Annotated in this window: 12 protein-coding genes and 2 pseudogenes; 3 read left to right on the forward strand and 11 right to left on the reverse strand. The window is 51.2% G+C overall.

Features of this window, described 5'->3' with window-relative positions:
- The first annotated feature begins 133 nt into the window (after positions 1 to 133).
- On the forward strand, positions 134 to 451 hold the full coding sequence (locus IQ241_RS21685; RefSeq protein ID WP_228021953.1) for a CHAT domain-containing protein: 318 nt from the start codon (positions 134 to 136) through the stop codon (positions 449 to 451).
- 295 nt (positions 452 to 746) lie between these two features.
- On the opposite strand, the gene IQ241_RS21690 is transcribed toward IQ241_RS21685, so the two are convergent.
- Together IQ241_RS21690 and IQ241_RS21695 are read right to left on the reverse strand one after the other, a co-directional pair.
- Positions 747 to 1,757, reverse strand: coding sequence for a CHAT domain-containing protein (locus IQ241_RS21690; protein ID WP_193911272.1), 1,011 nt, complete (start codon positions 1,755 to 1,757; stop codon positions 747 to 749).
- A gap of 36 nt (positions 1,758 to 1,793) precedes the next feature.
- Positions 1,794 to 3,233 (reverse strand): annotated as a pseudogene (locus IQ241_RS21695) (IS1634 family transposase); the annotation flags it as partial.
- Positions 3,234 to 3,310: 77 nt separating this feature from the next.
- Here IQ241_RS21695 and IQ241_RS21700 point away from each other — a divergent pair.
- Entirely contained in the window at positions 3,311 to 4,654 is a 1,344-nt protein-coding gene (locus IQ241_RS21700; protein ID WP_193911274.1) for an IS701 family transposase, read from the forward strand.
- Between the two features lie 12 nt (positions 4,655 to 4,666).
- Here IQ241_RS21700 and IQ241_RS26935 read toward each other — a convergent pair.
- From IQ241_RS26935 to IQ241_RS21720, 5 genes and pseudogenes are all read right to left on the reverse strand, one after another.
- Positions 4,667 to 4,954: pseudogene (locus IQ241_RS26935) on the reverse strand (IS1634 family transposase); the annotation flags it as partial.
- A gap of 26 nt (positions 4,955 to 4,980) precedes the next feature.
- A complete protein-coding gene (locus tag IQ241_RS21710; RefSeq protein WP_193911276.1) occupies positions 4,981 to 5,463 on the reverse strand; it encodes a hypothetical protein in 483 nt (160 codons plus the stop codon).
- A 100-nt stretch (positions 5,464 to 5,563) separates the two neighbouring features.
- Positions 5,564 to 5,935, reverse strand: coding sequence for a hypothetical protein (locus IQ241_RS25755; protein WP_228021956.1), 372 nt, complete (start codon positions 5,933 to 5,935; stop codon positions 5,564 to 5,566).
- 224 nt (positions 5,936 to 6,159) lie between these two features.
- Positions 6,160 to 6,930: a hypothetical protein gene (locus tag IQ241_RS21715; protein ID WP_193911278.1), complete on the reverse strand. Its 771-nt coding sequence runs from the start codon at positions 6,928 to 6,930 to the stop codon at positions 6,160 to 6,162.
- Positions 6,931 to 6,939: 9 nt separating this feature from the next.
- Entirely contained in the window at positions 6,940 to 9,342 is a 2,403-nt protein-coding gene (locus tag IQ241_RS21720) for a CHASE2 domain-containing protein (RefSeq protein ID WP_193911280.1), read from the reverse strand.
- 179 nt (positions 9,343 to 9,521) lie between these two features.
- Between IQ241_RS21720 and IQ241_RS21725 the strand changes: the two genes are divergently transcribed.
- Positions 9,522 to 11,831 carry a caspase family protein gene (locus IQ241_RS21725; protein ID WP_193911282.1) on the forward strand — a complete coding sequence of 770 codons (2,310 nt, stop codon included), beginning with the start codon at positions 9,522 to 9,524 and terminating at the stop codon, positions 11,829 to 11,831.
- A gap of 288 nt (positions 11,832 to 12,119) precedes the next feature.
- Here the strand turns inward: IQ241_RS21725 and IQ241_RS21730 are convergent, their stop codons facing one another.
- The 4 genes from IQ241_RS21730 to IQ241_RS21745 form a co-directional block, all read right to left on the reverse strand.
- Positions 12,120 to 12,965, reverse strand: coding sequence for a transposase (locus IQ241_RS21730; RefSeq protein ID WP_193911285.1), 846 nt, complete (start codon positions 12,963 to 12,965; stop codon positions 12,120 to 12,122).
- Positions 12,966 to 13,116: 151 nt separating this feature from the next.
- On the reverse strand, positions 13,117 to 15,498 hold the full coding sequence (locus IQ241_RS21735; protein WP_193911287.1) for a DUF2610 domain-containing protein: 2,382 nt from the start codon (positions 15,496 to 15,498) through the stop codon (positions 13,117 to 13,119).
- 616 nt (positions 15,499 to 16,114) lie between these two features.
- Complete coding sequence (locus IQ241_RS21740; RefSeq protein WP_193911289.1) at positions 16,115 to 16,918, reverse strand: hypothetical protein; 804 nt, start codon at positions 16,916 to 16,918, stop codon at positions 16,115 to 16,117.
- 121 nt (positions 16,919 to 17,039) lie between these two features.
- A complete protein-coding gene (locus IQ241_RS21745) occupies positions 17,040 to 19,559 on the reverse strand; it encodes a bifunctional serine/threonine-protein kinase/ABC transporter substrate-binding protein (RefSeq protein WP_193911291.1) in 2,520 nt (839 codons plus the stop codon).
- Positions 19,560 to 19,780: the final 221 nt, after the last annotated feature.

The raw sequence follows: 19,780 nt of genomic DNA on the forward strand, positions 1-19,780 counted from the left end.
GTGTCTATATTGCAGTTGGAAATGTTAAGGGCTTGTCGCTAATTGACGCTCTGTAAGAACCTGATGCGATCTCATGAACCGGACAAGTTAGTTGTCGTCAGTCAGCCAAGTTAATTGTCGTCTAATAGAAGTGTTGGGACTGGGCTATCAGATGCAAAACATCGGCGCTCAGGCAACCCTGGCCTCGCTCTGGAAGGTGAGCGACGGCGGCACCCAGCGGCTGATGAATGCCTTTTACGCCGCGCTAATTCAAGATGGCATGACCCGGACAGAGGCCCTACAGCGGGCGCAGATGGCGCTGATGACAGGTGATTACTCGGTGGTGGGCTTAGAGCTGGGTCCGGTGTCTTTGCAAGTGTTGACTGAGGAGGGGGAGCCGAGACCGGTGGCGTCAGATTTGAGCCATCCGTATTACTGGGCTCCGTTTATTTTGATTGGCAATGGGGCATAAGGAGGCTACCACAAGTGAACTGGTGGTCAGAAATAAGTAGATCAACTTAATCGTTTACAAAAACAAGTAGCAAGTTTGATTGCTTGCGTAGGCCCCCAACCCCCCTTTCTTGAATGCCCCTTGGGCTATATCCTGGGGGCTTTGAATTCAGCCACCGCCAGTATGGGAGGACTCAGGGAGCCTCAACATTTAGAAAATAATTTTGCTGACCTACTCACTAAACTCCCTAGGCTGAGTCCTGGATAGGTGGATAGAACATTTTTTACGGGCAGTTCTCTTATAGCTGTTTATTCTTTTATCTTGGAGTTCCAAAAAGTGTAAACGATGCCCAATCAAGTGGAGATGGATAAATTTCCCTGGTTTCTAACATTGCCTGACGAAGGGCTTCAGCTGGCATCTCATTCTCAAGGTTTCTGACAAATGACTGCATCAGCAAGTTGGTTGATTCGTCATCAACGTTCCATAGACTCATAACGACTCTTGGTACACCCGCAATTTGAAAGGCTCGTGAAATCCCAATGGTTCCAGCATCATGAGAACGTCCTAATCCTGTTTGACAGGCACTCAACACAGCAATTTCTGCATTCAAGTTCGCATTTTGAATCTCCCTTGCAGTCCACCAGCCTTGTTCAAGCGTTGTAGCCGAAAACATCAGTAAACCGCCCTCCAAGGGATCATAATAGCTAGATATTCCATGGGTTGCAAAATAGAGAAAAGTTGATTCTGGCGCTCTTTCAACAATGGCATCCTTTGTTGCCAACTCCCCAACTAGGGGTACTTCATCTAGCAACTCTGCCACCTCATAAGCCTCTGTTTCAGCACCAGGAAGAGCTGGAACAGTCCATTCATCGCTATAGGGTAGCGTAGGATTGCCAACAATAAGAGCGGATGAAAACGCCAAATCATTATTCCATGGTGATGCTTCAGCCCATAAATCAAATAGGCTGGGAGCCACAGACACTGACATTTTATCCACTAAGTACATATCGTCCTCAAATGGCTTGAGTACTCCATAAGGAACAGCACCCAACATTTGTGTTGGTACAACGATCAGATGTTTTATACCAGCTAGAGAATCACTCATCTCATCGGGTAGTAATATTTCTGTAAGGTTAGTGATTGCCCTATTAAGAGGTACATCCACATCATTCTCCCAAACGAGCCTAATACTTGCTGGATGAGGCACGCGGGGAACTTGTATTCTGCCAATATATAACGCGCCTTTCAATCCACTAATTGCTTCGTCAACGTCATTTAATGAAATATTTTTCTGGGAATATGCTTTGACTCCATTTTGGTTTATCACTCATGGTTCGCGTATAAAAAACGGAGTTTGCCACAATTAGCCAGATAAGGCGAGATAGATATCATCAGAACTGTCTAGCAACTCTAATATGCGCTGTTGTAGCTCAGATAGAGGCGAGAGAAAGCGTTGTCTGACCTGATCAATCTGCATAATCGTGAGGGTAATGCCGCGAAAAGCCTTGAGCAGTAGCTCAGCCGTGGGCTTTTGGGTGGCCCGTTTAGGATTACCCGCATAGAGCCCAGACAGCTCGTGCTGGTGTGCCTGCAACCGAGTGCGCACCGAAAACTCGAGCAGGCAGAGGATACGCAAGCCCAAACTTAATAGCCGAATCAAGCCTTTGACGCGCTGGTCAGAGGCCAAATAGAGCGGTCGAAGTCCTAGTGCTTTGCCCTTGTATCGCCCAAAACCTTGTTCAATCAGATACTCATTACGATAGCCATAGACCGCCTCTGGAAGTGACAACTCCAGGTCGTTGCTCACATAGACTCGCCAGCCCAACAGCTGCGTTGCTTGCTGATAAGCTTCGGCGTCAAGCGTAGGTTTTACCGTCACGGTGGTTGCTGTGATGGTCCTCGCCGGTTTATCCCGGTAGGCGCGTTTGTGAGTCGTCGCAGTGGTGGTCTCGTAGGCCACCTGTACGAGGTCTTTGACGCGGTAGCGTTGGAGAATCCGGTTGACGGCAGCTGCCATTTCCGAGGCAGACAGTCGTTTGTGCCCTCGACCGGTCAAATTCAGTTGGTTCAGCGCGTCGGTGGCTTTTTCGATGCGCTTGTCCAACCCTTGTTGTTGCCGCCCAGCGGACTTAAACGAATGCACCACGAGCCACTGTTCGCGCCAGCTGAACGGGTCTACATCGACCGCCACCGATTGCGGCATCGTCAGGGTAAACCCCTCAGCAATTAAGTCAGGTTCGGCTTGTGTCGGCTCCGCTGCTGCCTCAGAGTTGCTGTTCTCCGCCGGGGCAATAACGGGCGTAAGCTTTTCCTCTCCTCGAAAAACAGGCGCTAATAACTCAGCTAAATCGGCTTTTGAAACCTGTTTCTTTGGCAACGGGCACAAGTAGTAGTTCTGACTTTGGGCGAGGTAACGCCGCGTCTCTAACGCTGCCATTTTACTGTCCCCGACATAGGTCAATCCGCTTGAGCGAAGGCTCTTCTGCACTTTCTTGACCTCCGGAATGTACAACGGGTCGTCTGCTTGATTGCCACTCACTACGGTGGTACTGACCGGCATCCCTAACGGGTCTAAGGCCGCTTGCGAAATTTTTACCTGCGGCAAGTCGGACCGATAATCTTTGCTGTGGCCAAATTTAAATAACCCCTCGGCTTCGACCGGTCTGTATCCACTGCTGGTAGTCGTGTCTAGGCGCACACACGATACGCTCAAGTCATACACCCGCACCGTATGACGGTTCAGCGCACCTTCAAACTCATCCCACTGGGCATCGTCTCCCAATCGGTCGAGTACGCGCTCTAAGCTCGACTTTATCCAAATGGGAGCAGGAATAGGGAAGCAGCAGGCACAATAGGTTTACCACAACCAACCTGCTGCAAATGGAAATAGTGAGTGTAATCGGCTTATTCGCGCCCCTGTTCTCCCATCGAGTCTGGGACTCGGCTCTGGTGCTGGTCGTTGGGGCTATTCTAGCACCTGGGAAACGCACGGTGAGCGCTATCTTAAGAGTGATGGGGCCGAGCCAAGCAGAGAACTATCAAACCTACCACCGAGTGCTTAATCGAGCGGTTTGGTCAAGCCTTAATGCCAGTCGCATCTTGCTCGTTCATCTGGTCTCGGTGTTTGCTGCGACCGGGCCTTTGGTGATGGGGATAGACGATACGATTGAGCGACGGCGAGGGCCAAAGATTGCTGCCAAAGGGATCTACCGAGACCCGGTGCGCTCAAGTCACAGCCATTTTGTCAAAACCAGCGGATTGCGATGGCTCAGTGTGCAACTGCTCGTGCCCATTCCATGGGCTCAGCGCACCTGGGGACTGCCCTTTTTCACCGTACTCGCCCCTTCCAAGCGTTATCACCAGCAGCAGCAACGACGGCACAAACGCTTGACCGATTGGGCTCGGCAGATGCTGTTACAAGTGCGGCGATGGTTGCCGGACAGAGCAATTGTCGTCGTTGCCGATAGCAGCTTTGCCGCCTTGGAGCTGCTGTGGGCACTCTCGCAGCTGAGTACGCCGGTACATCTGGTGACTCGCCTCCGCCTCGATGCTCAGCTCTACCGCCCGGCCCCACCCAGGCTGCCTGGGCAGAGCGGTCGCCCGCCGAAAGTGGGCAAGCGCTTACCTGGGCTCCAGCCTCTGATTGATAACCCTTACACCCCCTGGCAGACAGTCGTGATGCCAGACTGGTACGGACGCGGTGACTACTCGCTACAGGTGACCTCCGCTACCGCCATCTGGTACACCACCGGCAGGCCCGCTGTGCCAATTCGCTGGGTCCTGATCAAAGATCCCAAAGGTCAGTTTAAGCCACAGGCCCTGCTCGCGACAGACCTATCGGCTACCCCTACCCAAATCTTGCAGTGGTTTCGTCTCCGCTGGCAGGTCGAGGTCACCTTTGAAGAGGTGCGGGCTCATTTGGGCATTGAGACGCAGCGGCAGTGGTCACCAAAGGCTATCGAGCGCACCACCCCGACGCTCATGGCACTATTTTCTATGGTCACTGCACTTGCTGACCAGCTGCAAAAACAACAGCCCTTCGACCTGCCAAACGCCGCTTGGTACCAAAAGTCACTCCCAACCTTCTCTGATGCGCTAGCCCTGGTCAGACGGCAACTTTGGCAGTTACAGACTTTTCAGTCCTCGTCGGCTGAAGCCGACATGGTTAAAGTCCCAGGAGAACTCTTCAACACCTGGTCTGACTTGCTTTGCTACTCTGCTTGATGGATAAAGTCGAGCTAAGCGGTCATCACTAAAATCCAGGCTCCTAACTGTCGGCGCTAAACAACGCTGTAACGTGCTGCTCACTCCGGCGGCCCACGCTTCTACCTGATTGAGGCGATGGTCCCCTTACGATAGTAAGTACGATAACCAGCCCACCAGAACCTTGCCCAGACTTAACCCTTGCCAGTTTCCATGGCACTCGAAGTGCTCATTGACCAGAATACTCAGCTTCAGCTTCTCCATCTGATTTAACAAAAGCGGGATATCATCGACTCGTTCATTGGCGATTAGCTGGGCCATAGGGACTATACCGTTGGGTGCTCCACTCACATTATGGCAATCTGCTTTTTCCCTATGATCTCAGCAAACCGTGTGACTCCATATGTAGCGTTTTCAGAATCTGGAGAACCACTAAAATAAATCAGCGAACCATGAGTTATCAACCATATCTGAAAAGAATTAGCTTCATATGAATAAAACAATAATGCTGTCTCTTCAGGATAGGGAAAAATCTCGGTTGGCTCTCCCGTCGCAAGGACATCTGCAACGTCATCAACGGAAATGTTTTGAAACCTTCTCCCTGTTGGTATCTCAAAAAGAAGTTCGTCGTAGTTTGCCAGGCCTCGGGTTGCAACCAAATTGTATAAACTCCACCTATGCTTCTGAGCAGCTAGATTGAAGTTTTCTATTGCTTCAATCCTATCTTCACCCGAAAGCATTTCTGCCATTGCAGCTTGCGGAAAAGTCAAACCAAGCTGGGTAATCGAAAATCCCAAGATGATAATAGAGAAATATTTAGTGAGAAACACCGTTCAAATACCGGAAATGATTTATCTCTAATTCTGACGAAGCGTATGGCTCAAACTCAAAGCCTATAGAACAGATCTACCGCAGGATGGGGAACTACCTTTAATGAACGCTATTCCAAGCAGATATAAAGTCTGTGATTGCTGAAGAGGAAATTTCTACGCTGTCTTCTGCCAGATAGGGACCTCCCGAAACACCGTATCCTCCATATTGAACCAAGATAGGCGCTATCTGAGCTCCTCTCGTGTTCAAGTTAATCCTACCCATAACATCACATGAAAAAATACTTTCACCTCTATTCGTTGGGATTTGGTCACGATCTAGACTAACGATGAGTTTAGCAACGTTACTACCGGAGCTGCTGCTAGCAGTTGGAATTCCAGCATTTTGCAACATGTCAATAGTTCCTTGCTCAAGGAAGGATTCATTGATAGGAGTGCCAAAAGCTCCTCTAGAAATAGGGCCGCTGGGCATATCAGCTTCTACATATACAGAGTTAAATGGCGCAGGTGACTAGCATAGGGCTGGGCAATGACGGACCCAGAAGAGAATAAGACCATCGATGACAGAAAGGCAAACGGTAAATTATGTAGTTTCATGATTTTTCTAAATGACAATAGGATCAGTTGTTCTGCTAAGACAGAAAAATAATGCCCTACGAGAGGGCTGTATAGCAAGAGCATAGTCTGTAGATAGTCCTAACTCCTATCACTAAAATTGACAGACTTTCCGCCATTTACAACGCCCAACGGCTGTGATACGAGTTTGTCTGACCTCAAATTTTGGCTGTTGTTCTGGGCACAAATTGTGTCTACCAGCTGTTCCTGACCCGCAATCAGCGCCGGGGTAGGAGTCTCTACAACGAATAACGCCTGAATTGCGTCTATGTATAGAGAGCGGTTCGCAAAATAATTGGCCCGCGCGATCGCGATCTCCTCCATTGCCTCTCCGCCCTGCTCAGCTACTGTCAGACCATTCCCAATCAGCTGATGCGAAGCGCGGGGCAGCGTTTCAAAGCTGGGAAAGGTGATGGGAGAATCGGCGTTAGCCGAGCTGTAGATGTCCCAGCGATAGCGCCGACCGGGCTGAAGGGGGGCACCGTCGTACCGGGCGTGGGTTTCTCCAGCAGTCGGTTCGTAGGTCCAGATATCGGTCTCGGAAGCAACGTCTCGGACTGCAATTTTGCCGACCGCGCCCTGCCAGACAAAGACGGGCTGCTGATGCCAAATTGTATTCACTTGCTCCGGCCAGGCCGGAGCAATCAAACAGAGATCCCGGAGATCCCCACGAGAAATAGTCGGCTTGTCTCGCTCTTCGTCATCGCGAAAAATGCGGTCCAAGATGCGAGAAATCAGGGGACGCTCGGGCGGTTCGTCCTGAGCGTAAGCGGTTGATGCCTGAAGCGGCCAGAGGGCAGCGGAGGTCGCCAGGGAAAATAAAAACGACCCTCTATAAATCTGTCTGAGCATGATCACTCCTCATCGAGAACGGGTGAGCTGGGGCAGGCCGTAAATCCAGACGACGGCGGTCGGCAATAGCCAGGGCAGCAATACCAGGGCAGAGACGTAAAGCTGCAAGCTAATCAAACCGTAGCCCGCACTTAGCCCGGTCAGCAGCAGCCACTGCTGAGGGCGAGAAAGGGAACGACGGCGCAGAAACAGAGACAGTCCCGCACCCGCGATCGCGCCTATTCCTACCAGCCAAAGATCGGGGATAGGAACGACGTAATGCTGGTGCAAAAAGTGATGCACCCCATAGGCGTTAACTTCCCCACCGGTCAGCCACTGCAATCTATCCGCCTGCTGCCAATAGGCGATCGCGGGCGGCAGCGGGAAGTAGTCCTTATTAAAGCCTGTGCCCGCCTCGCCATAGCCGCCAGAGGCGACGATTACCACCTGATGAGCCCAGTCAAATTGGGATTCCATCTGAGGGATCGAAGATTCCAGCAGCTGGTAAGCGCTGAGCCGTTCGTAAACCTGCTCAGGCGGCAGCGAAAAATCTAACACAGGATGCAGCCAGCGCTGCCTCCAGAAGCGAGATAGGCTAGCTAGCAACGGTAGACGCAGGCTGTAGAGCTGATGTAACGCATCATCTGAGCTGCCGTCCTGAATCTTGTCTAGCAGCGTCTCTCGCAGATCGTCACTGCTAGCTAGGTCGGGACGAGTCGCGGCGGTCAGCCTTGTTCGCTGCGCGAGCGCCAGCAGATAGACAAAAGGACAGCGATCCCGGCAGGAACGCGCTGCGGGCAGGGCTCTTAAATACCACTGGGGCGTATTAGTGTAGCCCTGCATGGCCCAGTCTAGGCTAGCCAAATCGTCATGTACGTCAACTTCATCACCCGACTCGAGAATGGTGCCAAAGACCAGCCAGCGGTTCTGGGCGACGGCGGCTGTCAGCGTCTCGGCAAAGCGAACATCGTTTTCGGCCTGGGATCGGTCCAGCAAATAGTCAATGCCAATGACCTGAGCATCCAGGGCAGAGAGCCGTTCGACGATCTCCGCCAGGTAGGCCCGGTCGATTGGATAGGGCTCGCCGCTGGGAATGCCGCGACGAATAGAGTCCTCGTCGATCTGGACTAGCAGCACCGGCGGCGAAGCCGTAGGCACCTGCTGGGTGAGATCCCGATACAGTGCCTGGGTCCACAGCCGACCCGCTAGCAGCGAATTGCCCACCGGAGCGATTAGGCTCAGCCCGGCGATTATGCACAGCGCCGCGGCCTGCCAGCGCGTTTGGGGCAGCCAGGCCCGCAGCCAGGCCCGCCAGCCCACCGGCTGGAGTCGAAAGGGCACCGCATCAGCGTGGCGAAACAGGGACGGCACTAGATAGGCCGAAGGATAGGTTTTGTGACTGGAATGCAGAAACTGGGTCGCTTTTTGTAGCGCCGTATGCACGTCGTCAAACTGGGCGAGACTGCGCATAAACTGCTTCAAAAAGATGTGAGCAACCCGATCGTGAATCGGCTCTCGCATCACCACCACCTGGTTTAGGCCCAGGTCAATCAGCGTCTGGGCAATATCGAGCCCTTTACAGGAGTTAAACAGGGCAAACTTGAGGCCGTGGGCTTTGGCCTGGCGCAGGTAGGGCTCAAGCTCGCGCAGGGTGAGGCTGGTATGGGGCGCGATCGCGATTTCGCCGCCGACCTGTTTGGCTTCGTTGCTGTGGCCAAAAAACAGCAGCATATCCCAGCCGGCAGGCTCCTGCAGGCGATCGCAAATCGCTTGCTTCAGCCGCTCGATATCAGCCCCCGGCTTCCAGGCCACGGTGTGGATATCGGCTAGCCGGCTCAGCGCTGCGATCTCGCTCTGCTCACTTTCAAAGCTGAGCCCGCCGCTATCGTCACCAAGGATGACCAGTATCCGCGCTTTGCCCCGCTGCGGCTGGGATGGTACCGCCCTTTCCCGGACGTTGATCGGCAGCCTGCCGATGCGGATAGGCTGAACCGACCCAAATTCGGCAGCAATTTCCCAAGTTTCCCAGGGCAGTCGGCCCAGGTGGCTAGAGTCGCACGATATCAAAAGGTCGGTTGGCGCGTTGATATTCGCTGGCCTGGCGTCCTGATCCCGTCGTCCCAGTTCTCGACGAATGGTGTAAAGCGGCTCCTGCCTCAGCCATTTGGCAAATTCTTCCTCCAGCGCCCTTTCTGCTTTTACCAGCAGGCTACGCCAGTCCTGCTGAGGCGTCATCTTGCCTGAGGCCACTGAACGACCCCGCAGGGCGCTCTGATAGTACTGAAGGTAGCTCCTCTGCCAGACTCGATAGCAGGTCTCAAGCGGGTTGGGAAAGGGCAGCTGGGCGCTCAGCTGCCGCCCGTTACCCCAGGTCAGCTCAAATAGGCAGCTTTGCTCCACCTGACTGATTTTTAGGCGATAAACCCTTGCCATAGAAGCACTCGCAACGGACTACTGACCTTCTTTCTGAGAAAGATGAACCTATTCACAGAATTTTCATAAAAATTTCTTTTCAAAACTAAACCTTTCGTTGAATAGGTTCCGCCTGTCCAGAAATAGGGGGATAGTAGTTCAAGTTTGCAGACCTGAGTCTCTATGAGGGGGATTATCCCATGTCTCGGATGAAGCGTCGTCATTTTTTGCAGTTTGCCGGGTCTAGCCTGGCGGCCCTGGGCCTAAGCCAGCTCGATTTTTTGACTCAGGCCGATCGATACGGTCGGGTGCTGGCCCAGAGTACGCCGCGTAAGCTCGCCCTGCTGGTGGGGATCAATGATTATGACTTCGCAAATGCAGATTTGCAGGGCTGTCTCACCGATGTAGAACTGCAATACGAACTGCTAGTCAATCGCTTTGGCTTCAACCCGGTGGATATTGTCAAAGTGGCAGATAATGAGGACCTTCAGCCCAACCGGGAAACTATCTTAAGGGTATTTCAAGAGCATTTAGTTGAGCAAGTTAAGCCAGGGGATGTGGTAGTGTTTCACTACTCGGGTCATGGCTCGCGAGTACTAGATCCGAATCCGGTATACGAGGGTAGCGAATTCAATGGCACGATCGTTCCCAACGATCCCCTGCCTGAGATTGAAGCAGGTCCGGGCGAGCTGATAGTACCCGATATCATGGGGCGCACTTTGTTTTTGCTCATGCGTTCTGTCCAGACTGACAATCTCACTGCTATTTTAGATAGCTGTCATTCGGGCGGTGGTCTACGAGGTAATACGATTGTCCGCGCTGCCCCCGAACGCACCAGCCGCGGCAGCATGACGTTGAAGGCAGTGCAGACCGAGTTTGATTTTCAGGAGCAGCTGCGGTCTAAGCTCGACCTATCAGATGACGACTTCCAAGCTGCGCGACAGGCAGGCGTTGCTCGGGGATTGGGGATTGGCTCAGCCCAGTTTAGTGAACTAGCTCAGGATATGGCCTTCAATGGTTTCCATGCGGGGGCGTTTACTTATTTGATGACGCGCTATCTTTGGCAAATGACGGGCGGTACTTCCGCATCAGCGGTTCAGGTTGCTCTAGAGCGCAGCACCCGTGCTGCTGCTGCGACTCGAGACCGAGCCCAGGTACCCAAATTCCAAGCGGCCCCCGGCAGCAATGGTGAGCAGCAGCCAATTTACTTCACTGCACCGCTCAAGGGTCCGGCTGAAGCCGTTGTCACAAATGTAACGGGGGAGGAGATTGAGTTTTGGCTGGGCGGAGTATCGCCTCAGTTTTTAGACCTGTCAGAGGGGGAGGCGGTGTTTACAGTGCTGGGCGATAACCGCGAACCCCTGGGCGAAATTGTCTACAAGGGGCGTACAGGTCTATCAGGATATGGCCAACCTGTCACCGGGTCGTCAGCTGAGATCGAGGTTGGTATGTTTCTTCGGGAGAAGGTGGTAGGACTGCCGCCAAATCCTCAGCTCATAATTGGGGTTGATCCTTCGCTGGGGGAGGATGTGGCATTAGCGCAAACGGAACTGAATGCGGCCTTAGTCTCGGAACAGACTGGGCAGAGCCGGATTGCGGCTTCGCCTGTGGATCAGGAAACCGCGTTTGACTATTTAATTGGGCGGATGACGCCGGACTATGCTCAGCAGATTGCTGAAGATTATGACAATGTAGAGGTGCCGCCAGTCGGTAGAATTTTGCTATTTACCCCAACGTTGGAGCTAGTAGCCGAATCCTTCGGACAGGTGGATGAGTCGGTAAGGGGGGCCGTTGTTCGGCTGAAAGCACGGCTGAAGGCGCTACTGGCCAACAAGCTATTGGCCTCTCTCGCAGGAACGACGACTGAACTGCGGGTAGAAGGAGAAATCTTTTCGGCGAATCGCAATGGAGCCAGGCTACCCTTTGGGCAGCCCCAAGGCCAGTCTCGAGAGCTGAGCCGCACTTTAACCAGTACGATAGAGCCGTTTCAGTCGGGAGAAAATATCCAGATTCGGGTGGCCAACCACCATTCGGACCAGGCCCTATATCTGAGCTGTATCGTCATTGGTTCAGATGGCAGCATGACGGTGATCTACCCGACTCAGTGGGATGCACCAGACGATGCGGCTCTAGTATCGCCGAACTCGGAATTAGTGATTCCTCAGTCTGGGGACTCACCCTTTCAGGTTTGTGGTTCGGGTTACTTTGAGATTTTGACATTAATGAGTACCGGGTCTTTGCGAAATGCACTCCGCGGACTGCAGGAGATTGCGGCAGCTCGAGGAACAACTCGAGGAAATTTGGCGCTAGAAGGGGACCAGAGTTTAGAGGTTTTGAATGAGCTATTGGGGGATGTCGATAGTTTGTCCCGTGGAACAAGAGGCGCTGGCTTAAATACGGCAGTTAGCTCTAATAGAACTGCGGTGGACGGAAGGGCGATCGCGGCATTTTCATCAGTGCTTGAAGTAGCCGAGACAAACGCTGGGGTTACAGAATGTGGTACCGCGTAGAATGCCATGTTTAATGAAGATAGAACTGTAGTAAGTGATGGCGCGATCGCGGTGTTTCTGTTCAATAGGCTTAAAGACTTAGTCAATAATAAAAGGGAGTAATTCTCTCAAAGTCCTATATATCAGGGCGTTTAAGCCTGTTTTCTTGATCACTGAAATCCTATACGGTAGGGATTTTACTATTTCCGATCAAGTTTAATAACAATACTCTGGACAGAACTAGGAGAGTATAGCGCCGTAGTCACAAAGCTTTTGGTAGTTGGAATGAGATTCAATCAAAGTCGGGTCTCAATCTAAGTTGACAATAAAGCGCTCAAGCATATGCTGATTGAGTTTGCGACGTCTGTAAGAGGCCATAGAAAAGACAAAAAGCGAGTCGTCATGATGGTGCTTATAGTCATCCCACTTGGCCAGGTTCAAGGCCGTCAGCGAAGCATTGAAGTGAAAGTCGAGCTTTTGGGCGCTGCGGGTCTGAGCGTCGGCCAGGCCCGTGAACTGTTTTGCATCTCTAAAGATGAACTCAATCTGGAAGCTAGCTCGATAAGCTTGGTAGAGTTTGAGCGGCTCAAGGAACGGGTCACTTGAGAATAAAAGGGCTCGATACTGGCACTGAGGATGAGTGTGATTGAGCAGGTAGACGACCCGGATAGGGCGCTTCAAGTTGACTGACCAAACCACAGCACTGTAGAGACTGATGCCCGGTTCAACATCACCGAGGGTGCTCCAGCGAGAGAGGTCGTTGAAGTTGAAGTTGACCTTGTCATCATAGATGCGGCGGCGACTGCGAGGCTTCTGAGGGCCGCTGTAGAAATAGAGTAGATTAGCATTACAGCGCAGTTTGCCAATCACTTCTAGCCCTAACTCAATCACTCCATCAACCCACTTGACCTTGCTATAGTAGCCATTGCCGACCATGTAGCGCACTGCTGCCGGTAGGGCTGGCCGCGTCACCCGCAGATGTCTCAGGTAGTCATCGACTCGGCTGAGCTCATCGACCCTAGCAGCCGCCTGCGGCGACGCTTTAGGCCTCGGCGGCGTTTGCTGTACCGATAGGGCATAGCCAAAAGCCTGCTCGACATCGACTACCGAAATCAACGACCAAGTTAGGAAACCCCTGTCGCTTGCTCGATCCACGCAACAAAGCCTCTTGCAGCCGCAAATTTCGCAGCTTGTCAGAAGCAATTTTGTTTTTTTGAAGAACCTTCGCAACCATATTGGGCTGTTGTGAAGCTTCTTTGATCACTACAACGCACTATTACCTGTTCAGCTCTTCTAGTGTTGTTCTCTATTCATTGTTATTTGCATTACTAAGTGCATAAGCAGCTAGTTCTTGGAAAGAAACATCATTTTCGCGAGCAATAGTATATAGCTTCTCAAAAGCTTCAACAACATCATTGGCAACTTCGCAACCTCTTGCTTGCTCAACCCAAGCAAATTGCTCCGTCGTGGGAGGCTCATCCAACTCCCAATCCCACAAGTATACCTGAAAAGGAGTAACTATCGTTCCGCATGTTATTGGAACTGTGAAGCGCTTCATCCCTCCATCAAGAGGTCCAACTCGCTCCTCAAGAAATGGAACTAGTTGAGGATTAGATGGCTCCAGTCCTTCCTCTTTATAAAGTCTCAGCAAGTTTGAATATGCAATCTGAATGTACATAGGCCAGGCATCTTCGCTATCAGGCTCTATTATTTTTTCAAGCTCAAGAGCCTTTAGCGCATACTGCTCGGCTTGGTCTAAGTCTTTCTCTAGTAATTCTCCTTTAAGATAAAGATCTGAGAGTCGAACCGCTGCCTTCAAAAAGCCATTGTCAACGGCTTGCTCGTATAGTTGAATCGCTTCTTGAACCACTTGGGGATTGACCTCAATTTTACCAGCTTTGATCAAATCTGCTAATTCTACCCCAGCTGTTTCAGAGCCTAGGTCTATAGAAATTCGATAATATTTAGCAGCTTCCTCATAATCTACTTCACCTAGTCCTGTTTCACTCTCATCCGCATAAAGCCGTGCAAGATCAAATGCAGCATCGCTGTTGCCAGCCGTTGTAGATTTTGTGAACCATTCAATCGCCTTTTCCAGATCGCCTTCGACATAATCGCCGTAGCGATACATTGTAGCCAGCCGATACATGGCAACAGAAGAACCTTTTTGAGCTGCACTCTGAAAGTAAGCTAGCCTTTTCTCGCTGGCTTGTTCAAATGCTTCAGAATCACCTGCTTTTTTGGCCTCTATTGCCTTCTGTGTGTAGAGATTTCCTAAAGCTGTTTCGGCCTCTAAAGCCCCTAACGATAACGCCTGATTGAAATAGCTTTCAGCCTGATCGAAGTCTTGTTCTGGGACTCCTTCTCTTCCATAAAGATATGTATCGCCAATTTCCAGCATAGCGGATGCATTACCATGCTCAGCAGCTACCAACCACCAGTCAAACCCCTCTATCTTATTGGGCTCCGAACCTCCCCATCCCCAGTAAAGTCGCTGTCCATAAGCAAATTGAGCACGACTAAAACCGCGAGTTGCTGCCCGCCTTAACCAATAAGCTGTACGTTCTGGGTCAGCATCGACTTCCTCTCCCTGATGATGTGCTATCGCAAGTAAGTACTGGGCTTCTGCATCTCCATCCTCTGCAGCTGCTTCAATATCTTCAATTGACTGTTCAACTAAGGTCTGCCTGAGCAATTCATAGCCATCCCTGATGATATCATATTGACGCCGCTCAATCCCTGTTTCAAGTAATTGTGTTTGCGCAGAAGCTATCATTGGAGCAACTAAAGGCTCAAGGAACATAAAGTTGAATAATATGCCTTCTTGATAAGGCCGCTGTTGGTCATTCGTGGTTTCCCTCACTTGTTCGTTCACGTAACGGTAGACAGCTGCTAATGAAGAGCCAGGTTGAGAGATTGCCTGTGCAAAGGCTTGAGAAAACGGGCTATTAGACGCATTAGAGCCTCCATCAAAGGCGACTTGCCCCGGTGAAGCAGCAAATAAGATAAAGGTATCGGCCCCTCCAGGTCTGGCATTCATCCTTGCTAAGCCTTCTATGTTGATGCCAGCTCTATGTTCCGGGTTGAATGGATTAGTTCTACAGGCATCAAGAACGAAAATAATCTGTGAAGCTTTAGACTCACTTAAATAGTTCAAAATACTTAGCTGAGCATCCATTGCCCGATCGATAAAGGCCGCTTCACTTGGAGCCTCAGAGACTTGTCCCGGAGAAGGAAGAAGTCCAGATTCGGCCGGAATGAGGTAATTGTGTCCATCAAACTGAACGGCATGTCCAGCAAAGAAAAACAAAGCTGTTACGTTGTCACCACTGCTATTTATTTTTCTAACGAACGAATCTCTGGCTTCTATAAAACTTCCCAATGTCGGATTGGTCACCAAAGTCACTTCAAAACCAGCCGACTCTAACCTCCGCTTGATCAGCTCAGCATCTCGAACAGGCAAACTCAAAGGGCTTCCGGGATAGTCATCGATGCCTACAACTAAAGCAAATCGTCTTGATTCATTCAGCTGCACTTCATCGGCTGCTTGAATTTCTCCTGTTGCTTTAGACTCATTAATAACTGCAATAAATGGTAGGAACGAAGCTGCTACTACAGTAAAAAAAAGAAGAGGTGCGCTGACTAGCTTCTTTTTCAGATATACTCTCAACATAGGTCCAGTTGCCATCCGAAGTTCATTAGAATGGTAGTAAAGTTTTTACAGACAAATCAAGAAGTATTTAGTTAGTTTGGTTAAGATTTAATAAAGGTTTGTTCTTCGTGGTGAGCTAAAAAATTTTGAAAAATCTGGGTCGCTGAGAAATTTGAAGTGTCAACATATCATAACTAAACAATTGAGATTTACACTTCGCCTTGATTGCTTAAAGGCTCATATGAAAAATCGAGCAAACTATATAGCTACTCCAAGGAATAAAGAATATTAATATATTGCTGCACAAAGCCATATTTAAAGCTTTACACATCAACTAGCTTCAGAACTCGTAGGCGCTATTCGGTTAAGGCTGTATTTAGCAAGTAAACCCCCTTTAGACTTAGGCTAGAATTGTAGATTGAGCTTAGCAACCTTGTAGACTCTATCATAGCTATCCTCTTAGAGGTGGCAGTCAGGATTCATAATCCAATCCATTGAGCTGCACTGAAACCCATCACTAAAGAGCTTACAGCCTCATCATGCCAAACCTCAGCAGCTTGCTGTTTTTTGATATAAACCTGCCGCTGTTGTGGAGTGAGGTTCTTCCGATAGGCTAGGCGTCTATTAGCTTCCTCATGAGTAACCTTACCCCTTAGTTTGTCAGCAGCACATAGTTGTTATAGACGCCTCCTAAATTTCTAATCTCAAGCCGATAATTCCCCGTCCATCTAGGCGTCCAGCTTAGTCTGCATTCATCACTATAGCCCTCATCATAGAGAATCAGCGAGCCATTCTCATCGTAGAGATAGCAGTCTAAGTCCGTATCCCCATCCCCGCTGACGCCAATGCGAGCAGCGCTATTGCTTCTAAACGTCAGCCGGTAGGAATCGCGGCTGTAGGCGAGCACTCGGTCTTCATGGTAGGTTGGCCCGCCCACTCGGCCCCGGGTTCCGCCGCTGTTCCCAACTCGGCCTTGCTCCATTTCAATCAGGCTCAGCAAGTCAGCGTCATCTCCAGCGATTTCTCTGGCTAACGCTAAAACCGTCTCGGGATCAAGCACGGGAGAACTGCTTTCTGCTTTATCTTCGATGGCTTCGGGCGCGTCTGCTGCTTCAATACTTTCAAACTCACCCGCCTGAGCCGGATTATCTAATAGGATTCGGGCAGCTGTAACTAAAGCCATTGCATCCTGATTTTGCTGACCGTAGTCAATCAGCTGCTGAGCCAGCAAAATATCATCTAGCGGCTGTGACTCTGCGACACCGTCGGCTTTAGCGGGGGCCACATTTCTATCTAGCCTTTCTTCTTGCTCCTGGGCTTCAGGCGCTTGGGCTTCAGGCGCTTGGACTTCAGGCGCTTGAGCAACCGCTTGCTGAATGCGGGGCGCGATCGCGATGCCTAGGGTAATAGCGGTACCCAGAGCTGCTAAGCGACAAAATTGATTATTTCTTTTCATCTTTTTTCCAGATTTAGGTGATCAATAAACCGTAAACAACTGAAAATTGAGCTTGGCTAGACCCTGTCATGGCATCGTTCAACCTGATAAACAATGCCCCTAGCGGTTTCCCGAATGTACGTTACTCGGATACCAGCTCGTAGCCAACCGCTCTGTCCCCCGACCTTGACCCCCTAGTCACCCGCACTAAGACCGGCTCGCTTTGCCGTTCGCCCTCTGGCGTGAAGCTAAATGCCTGACCAGATGTTTCATCTGCGGAAAGCTCTACTTGACCCAGGTTTTCCAGGACAGAAGCTGGAGTGGCATCTTCCGTAAATGCCTGTATAAAGGCTTGCGTGGCATCATAGCTCATGGCTGTGCGCCAGCTCACCTGCCCGCCCCACCAGCGCTCACTCGCTTGGCTAAAGGCTTGGAACTGTGGGGCATCGGCAAACCAGGAGATGGCTAAAATGAGCCCTTCAACCGCTTCTCCGCCAGCGGTTAACGTTTCGATACTGTACAACGAGTCTCCACCCAGCAGCTCTAATTGCATATCTGGGGGAAGATTTGAGTTGGCCTTAGCGAGATCAACCGCAACATTTCTATAGTTGGAATTCGGGAAAAGTAACATCGCATCAGCCTGGTCCTGTAGAGCAGCCATATTCGCCTCTGCGCCAGGATTTAATCTCTGGGTCATATCCTTAAGGATAGATTCGCCCCCCAGCTCTTCAAAGCGGCTTACAAAAGCTGACTGCAAGCTGACGCTGAAACTACTCTCGGGGTTGTAGAAAATGACGGCTTTAGAAACTCCCATCTGCTCGCTGGCATACTGGGCTAGCTCCGCCGCCGCCGCCGCATCCGAAGGAACGGTTCTAAAGAAAACCTCACCCTCTAACTCGGTACTCGTGCTGGTGGGAGCAATCATCGGCAGCCTTGCCGCTTCGTAGACGGCCAGACCGGCCTTACTGACACTGCTAGAGAGATGGCCGATGACGCCCAGCACGGAGTCATCCTGGACAATTTCTTCAGCAACCTGAGCCGCAGTGTCAGGATCGTTACCGTCATTGGCAATCACAATCTCCAAAAACCGACCGTCGAGCCCGCCACCCTCGTTAAATTCGTTTTGGGCCTGGGCCACACCCCGCAGCATCTCCTCAGCTGAATTTGCCTCGCCCTCAGCCGGGACCACGACGGCCAGCGTTAGGGGATCCCCCTTTTGCTGCGCTAGCGCATTGTTATAAAAGATCAGTGCTTCTGGATTATTACGATCTCCTGACACAGCGCTCTCAAAGCTTTCGACAGCGGCTTGCAGGTTACCCGCTTCAAAAGCCTCCATGCCTTGCTTAAGCCGCACATCGCTATCACCAGGGAAAAGCGTTTGCTGCCCCCAGGTAAAGCGCGCCGGTTCCCAGGTATAGAGATCCTGCCGATTAGAGAGATTTTGTGCTGTGCCCGCTTCATCCTCTGACTCAGCTGAGTCACCATTCGCCTGGCAGAGAACGCCGAAGGCTTTGGACTCTCCGGCTGGGCAAGTCCGTGCAAACCCCCAAGTGCCGACTATGGCAAGCAGCAGGGCAATGCCAACGGGCACCAGGCCCCTGGCCGGAAACGAGCTGGAATTAGCCGCGCTAGGCGCTCTGGTAGATGACGGATAAGCCGGTGCAGCAGGCGGTACCGGTGGAAGCGGAGTTCCGGTATCCATCTGAGTAGGCGGCGGTGAAGATGACTGCGATGAAATGTTCTGAGCAGGCGGGGCCGGGGGTGGCACCGGCGGCGTAGATGATTGTGGCGTTGAAGGGGGCGGCCCGGTGAAGACTTCGGTAGGCGGAACCGCGCTTTCCTGCAAAGACTGCAACGCCTGCAGCATGTCTTGAGCGGTAGAATAGCGATCGCGGGGGTGAAACTCCAATGCTTTATCTAAAACATTGGCAAACTCTGGACCAACGCTGGGAGCCTGGGGTCGCCACTGCACCGCTCCATCCCGCTGGTTGACTAACTCCTGGGGCCATTTACCCGTCAGCAAATAGACCATCGTGAGCGCCAGACTGTAGAGGTCGCTGGAGAAAACGGGGCGACCTGCGGCCTGCTCTGAGGGCATATAGCCGGGAGTGCCAATCGTAATTGACCGGGTTGTATTGCCTCGGGAATCCAGCTCTAGGGCAAAAATCTCCTTGACTGCTCCAAAGTCAATCAGGCAAGGCTTACCATCGCTTTTTCGGATTAGAATGTTGTCAGGTTTAATATCTCGATGAATAATGCCTTCACTGTGGATAGATTCGAGCACCGGCAGAAGGTCGGCTAAAATCTTCCTGACCCGACTTTTACTGAGCGGCCCATAGGCGTCCACAATTTCTGTGAGCGTCTGTCCTTCTACCCATTCCTGAACCAGATAAAAATTGCCATCCTCGGCAAAATGGGCAAAGAGTTCTGGGATCTGAGCATGGGTGCGACCTACCTTTTCCAGAATGACGGCTTCACGCTGAAATCGCTCCTGTACGATTTCATAGGCCTGAGGATTATCGGTAACGGGCTTAAGTCGTTTCAGGACTCGACGGGGTCGAGCCGGCATATGCGTATCTTCGACTAAAAAAGTTTCGCCAAAGCCACCATCGCTCAAGGTTTCAAGTACCTGATAGCGATTGCCTAGAAGGGTTGTTTCCATAGCTCATCTAATTGCTAATGCTCACTATAACTGCTATAACCGCGTTCAATTTTTAAACTTTTTGTAAACGCTGGAACTTGCGGCTATGTCCGTAAATAGTTCTCATCCAGCTCAACTTATTCAAGCGAACATTTCCGGGCCGGTAGTTTATATTTTTGTAAGCTGAAAGGCTTGCCTATCAGTCTCGCCAACGGTATGATTGCGTTTTCCTCATCTGTCTT

This window comes from Vasconcelosia minhoensis LEGE 07310, assembly GCF_015207255.1.
Taxonomy (GTDB): Bacteria; Cyanobacteriota; Cyanobacteriia; order Phormidesmidales; family Phormidesmidaceae; genus Vasconcelosia; species Vasconcelosia minhoensis.